The 5,524-nt window shown below is 51.0% G+C and carries 2 tRNA genes and 3 rRNA genes; all 5 read right to left on the minus strand.

Annotated features, from left to right (window positions below):
* Nucleotides 1-37: 37 nt before the first annotated feature.
* The 5 genes from rrf to M0G43_RS15780 all read right to left on the minus strand — a co-directional run bounded on the left by rrf (nt 38) and on the right by M0G43_RS15780 (nt 5,115).
* Nucleotides 38-146: ribosomal RNA gene (gene rrf / locus M0G43_RS15760) — 5S ribosomal RNA — on the minus strand.
* A gap of 137 nt (nt 147-283) precedes the next feature.
* Nucleotides 284-3,104: ribosomal RNA gene (locus tag M0G43_RS15765) — 23S ribosomal RNA — on the minus strand.
* Between the two features lie 158 nt (nt 3,105-3,262).
* Nucleotides 3,263-3,336, minus strand: a tRNA-Ala gene (locus tag M0G43_RS15770).
* Nucleotides 3,337-3,438: 102 nt separating this feature from the next.
* Nucleotides 3,439-3,512, minus strand: a tRNA-Ile gene (locus M0G43_RS15775).
* An 87-nt stretch (nt 3,513-3,599) separates the two neighbouring features.
* Nucleotides 3,600-5,115: ribosomal RNA gene (locus M0G43_RS15780) — 16S ribosomal RNA — on the minus strand.
* Together the 16S, 23S and 5S rRNA genes with 2 tRNA genes alongside form the textbook arrangement of a ribosomal RNA operon.
* Nucleotides 5,116-5,524: the final 409 nt, after the last annotated feature.

Consider the following 5,524-nt stretch of genomic DNA (forward strand, 5'->3'; position numbering starts at 1 on the left):
AAAAAAAGCCCCCAACATTTCTGTTGGGGGCTTCTGAAAAAGGCGACGACCTACTCTCCCACGAGGTGCAGTACCATCGGCGCAAACGGGCTTAACTTCTCTGTTCGGAATGGTAAGAGGTGAGCCCCGTCGCTATAACCACCTTAAGTTTTAGCTTTCCGCTGTCGGCCCTTGGCCTTCAGCGTACAGCGTCCATCACCGGATGGACAAATATCTTGACATGTTGAAAAAAGGGCGACAATCGCCGTTTACATGAAAATCCGTACTTACTAAAAGAGCGGCGTACAATAAGCCTATGGGCTATTAGTACCGCTCGGCTGTGACATTGCTGCCTTTACACCTGCGGCCTATCGACGTGGTCATCTTCCACGGCCCTTTAAAGAAATCTCATCTTGTGGTGGGTTTCGCGCTTATATGCTTTCAGCGCTTATCCCTTCCGAACATAGCTACCCAGCAATGCCACTGGCGTGACAACTGGTGCACCAGAGGTTCGTCCAACTCGGTCCTCTCGTACTAGAGTCAGATCCACTCAAATTTCTAACGCCCACAGTAGATAGAGACCGAACTGTCTCACGACGTTCTGAACCCAGCTCGCGTGCCACTTTAATGGGCGAACAGCCCAACCCTTGGGACCTTCTCCAGCCCCAGGATGTGACGAGCCGACATCGAGGTGCCAAACCCCCCCGTCGATATGAGCTCTTGGGGGAGATCAGCCTGTTATCCCCGGCGTACCTTTTATCCTTTGAGCGATGGCCCTTCCACACGGAACCACCGGATCACTATGCTCCACTTTCGTGCCTGATCGACCTGTATGTCTCTCAGTCAAGCTCCCTTATGCCATTGCACTCTGCGCACGGTTACCAAGCGTGCTGAGGGAACCTTTAGAAGCCTCCGTTACTCTTTTGGAGGCGACCACCCCAGTCAAACTACCCACCAAGCACTGTCCCCTTCAGGAAAGGGTTAGACTCTAGACAAGCAAAGGGTGGTATTTCAACAATGACTAACCTACGCCTGGCGACGCAGGATCGAAGTCTCCCACCTATCCTACACATTACTTGTCCAAAACCAATACTAAGCTATAGTAAAGGTGCACGGGGTCTTTTCGTCCCACTGCGGGTAATCGGCATCTTCACCGATACTACAATTTCACCGAGCTCATGGCCGAGACAGTGTCCAGATCGTTACACCATTCGTGCAGGTCGGAACTTACCCGACAAGGAATTTCGCTACCTTAGGACCGTTATAGTTACGGCCGCCGTTTACTGGGGCTTCAATTCAGATCTTCGCCGAAGCTAAACCCTCCTCTTAACCTTCCAGCACCGGGCAGGTGTCAGGCCCTATACGTCATCTTTCGATTTAGCAGAGCCCTGTGTTTTTGATAAACAGTCGCCTGGACCTTTTCACTGCGGCCCACATCGCTGTGGGCGACGCTTCTCCCGAAGTTACGCGTCAATTTTGCCTAGTTCCTTAGCCATGAATCTCTCGAGCACCTTAGAATTCTCATCCCAACCACCTGTGTCGGTTTGCGGTACGGGCTGCCTCGCTCGTTTTTCTTGGAAGTCGCTTCCCTGGATTATCACCTTGGCCGTAGCCTCAGTGTACTATCGCCGTGTTGCCACTGGCTTCAACGAACTATTCCGTCAGTTCGCACCAAGTATACGCCTCCGTCACTTTTAGCGCGGGCAGGTACGGGAATATTAACCCGTTGTCCATCCACTTCCCCTTTCGGGTTCGCGTTAGGCCCCGACTGACCCTCAGCTGATTAGCATAGCTGAGGAAACCTTGGTCTTTCGGTGTGCGGGTTTCTCGCCCGCATTATCGTTACTTATGCCTACATTTTCTTTTGCAGCTCCTCCAGCACACCTCGCGGCACACCTTCGACGGCACTGCAATGCTCCCCTACCACTTTTAAAAGTCCATAGCTTCGGTAGTATGTTTATGCCCGATTATTATCCATGCCGGACCGCTCGACTAGTGAGCTGTTACGCACTCTTTAAATGAATGGCTGCTTCCAAGCCAACATCCTAGCTGTCTAAGCAGTCCAACCTCGTTTATTCAACTTAACATACATTTGGGGACCTTAGCTGATGGTCTGGGTTCTTTCCCTCTCGGACATGGACCTTAGCACCCATGCCCTCACTGCTGACCAACATTCTGTAGCATTCGGAGTTTGTCAGGAATTGGTAGGCGGTGAAGCCCCCGCATCCAATCAGTAGCTCTACCTCTACAGAACTATATGTCAACGCTGCACCTAAATGCATTTCGGGGAGTACGAGCTATTTCCGAGTTTGATTGGCCTTTCACCCCTACCCACAGGTCATCCGAAGACTTTTCAACGTCAACCGGTTCGGGCCTCCACTGTGTGTTACCACAGCTTCACCCTGCCCATGGGTAGATCACACGGTTTCGCGTCTACCACTACCAACTATGGCGCCCTGTTCAGACTCGCTTTCGCTGCGGCTGCGGCACTTAATGCCTTAACCTCGCTGGCAACGGTAACTCGTAGGCTCATTATGCAAAAGGCACGCCGTCACCCCAAAGGGCTCCGACCGCTTGTAAGCGTATGGTTTCAGGTTCTCTTTCACTCCCTTATTCAGGGTTCTTTTCACCTTTCCCTCACGGTACTGGTTCACTATCGGTCTCTCAGGAGTATTTAGCCTTAACGGATGGTCCCGCCAGATTCATACAGGGTTTCACGTGCCCCGCACTACTCAGGATACCACTATCTACGCACGCCTTGCCTGTACCGGGCTGTCACCGTCTATGGCCCCTCTTTCCAAAGGGTTCCAGTTCGTTGTGCTTCAAATGTCGTGGTCCTACAACCCCACAATTGCCGTAACAATTATGGTTTGGGCTAATCCGCGTTCGCTCGCCACTACTTACGGAATCACTTTTGTTTTCTTCTCCTCCGGGTACTTAGATGTTTCAGTTCCCCGGGTTCGCCTCCTTGCGGATACCATATCTTCAATATGGTGGGTTGCCCCATTCGGATATCTGCGGATCGATGGGTATGTGCCCCTCCCCGCAGCTTTTCGCAGCTTATCACGTCCTTCATCGCCTCTGAGAGCCTAGGCATCCCCCATACGCTCTTGCTTAGCTTATTGTACTTTTGTCTTTTAATGAGTTTTTGCAATCGACCGCCAGCTCGTAGACTGCGATCGACCACTTGTTACCCGCCACGGTCCTAAAACCATGGCAGTAATATTTTTTCATGTATCTTTTTTCAATATGTCAATGAACCTTTTTCCGCTCTGCGGAACTGTGGAGAATATCGGAGTCGAACCGATGACCTCCTGCGTGCAAGGCAGGCGCTCTAGCCAGCTGAGCTAATCCCCCGCTTCTTCAGTAGGCAGTGTACAGTGCGCAGTCAGCAGACACTGAACCTGCAACTCGAACGGTTGCCCAACTTCCAGAATTTCCTTTATATATAGTAGTTTGTAGTCTCAGGCAGACTCGAACTGCCGACCTCTACATTATCAGTGTAGCGCTCTAACCAGCTGAGCTATGAGACTCTACTATAATAGATCATTTAAATCGACAGCAGGAGAATAAACTATCCCTTTCCCTTTTCTTTACCTCTTTAGGTCGTCTTTCTCTAGAAAGGAGGTGTTCCAGCCGCACCTTCCGGTACGGCTACCTTGTTACGACTTAGCCCTAGTTACCAATTTTACCCTAGGCCGCTCCTTGCGGTGACGGACTTCAGGCACTCCCGGCTTCCATGGCTTGACGGGCGGTGTGTACAAGGCCCGGGAACGTATTCACCGCATCATGGCTGATATGCGATTACTAGCGATTCCAGCTTCACGGAGTCGAGTTGCAGACTCCGATCCGAACTGTGACCGGTTTTGTAGATTCGCTCCTGCTCGCGCAGTGGCTGCTCTCTGTACCGGCCATTGTAGCACGTGTGTAGCCCAGGACGTAAGGGCCGTGATGATTTGACGTCATCCCCACCTTCCTCACGGTTTGCACCGGCAGTCTCGTTAGAGTTCCCGACTTCACTCGCTGGCAACTAACGACAGGGGTTGCGCTCGTTATAGGACTTAACCTGACACCTCACGGCACGAGCTGACGACAACCATGCAGCACCTTGTGATCTGTCCGAAGAAAACTCTATCTCTAAAGCTGTCAGACCACATTTAAGCCCTGGTAAGGTTCCTCGCGTATCATCGAATTAAACCACATGCTCCACCGCTTGTGCGGGCCCCCGTCAATTCCTTTGAGTTTCATTCTTGCGAACGTACTCCCCAGGTGGGATACTTATCACTTTCGCTTAGCCACCCAGCTTGCGCCGGACAGCTAGTATCCATCGTTTACGGCGTGGACTACCAGGGTATCTAATCCTGTTCGCTCCCCACGCTTTCGTCCATCAGTGTCAATACATTGTTAGTGATCTGCCTTCGCAATCGGTATTCTATGTAATATCTATGCATTTCACCGCTACACTACATATTCTAACCACTTCACAATGATTCAAGGCAACCAGTATCAAAGGCAATTCTACAGTTGAGCTGCAGGATTTCACCTCTGACTTAATCGCCCACCTACGGACCCTTTAAACCCAATGATTCCGGATAACGCTTGGATCCTCCGTATTACCGCGGCTGCTGGCACGGAGTTAGCCGATCCTTATTCTTACGGTACCGTCAAGCCCCCTCACGAGGGGGTGTTTCTTCCCGTACAAAAGCAGTTTACAACCCATAGGGCAGTCTTCCTGCACGCGGCATGGCTGGATCAGGCTCCCGCCCATTGTCCAATATTCCTCACTGCTGCCTCCCGTAGGAGTCTGGTCCGTGTCTCAGTACCAGTGTGGGGGATCCCCCTCTCAGGGCCCCTACCTATCGCTGCCTTGGGGTGCCGTTACCACTCCAACTAACTAATAGGACGCATGCCCATCTCTTACCCATGAATGTTTAATGAAGGACCGATGCCGGTCCCGCATACTATGCGGTATTAATCCAAGTTTCCCTGGGCTATCCCACTGTAAGAGGTAGGTTGCATACGCGTTACGCACCCGTGCGCCGGTCGCCACCATCCGAAGACGTGCTGCCCCTCGACTTGCATGTGTTAGGCCTGCCGCTAGCGTTCATCCTGAGCCAGGATCAAACTCTTCATCGTTAAATCTTCGGCCTTGCGGCCATGTCTTAAACAACCAAAGAAATATTGTAACCGGTACTCAAAATGGCTTATTCTCTTGTCTGGAAGCCATCGTTCCCGATAGCTCCCTTACGCTGTCAATTCAATATGTTAATGAACTTTTTTCTCTGTCGCCACAAGGCCTTCATTCCTTAAGCGGGTGCAAATATAAAACCCTTTTTTGATCCTGCAAACAAAAAACGAAAAAATTTTTTTCTTTGTTCCCCGCATGCCCGAATGTCCCAAAGAGCGCCCCCGAAAACCAGGCCCATAAGGACCGTCCCGTTTTGCGAGGGTGCAAATATACAACCCTTTTCCCCTTACCAGCAAAACTTTTTCAACCTTTTTTTGAAGTTTTTTTTACAACCCTATCCCTGAAGACTTTGCGTTA

Origin of the sequence: Subsaxibacter sp. CAU 1640 (assembly GCF_023156585.1) — a bacterium.
Taxonomy (GTDB): domain Bacteria; phylum Bacteroidota; class Bacteroidia; order Flavobacteriales; family Flavobacteriaceae; genus JBPOFM01.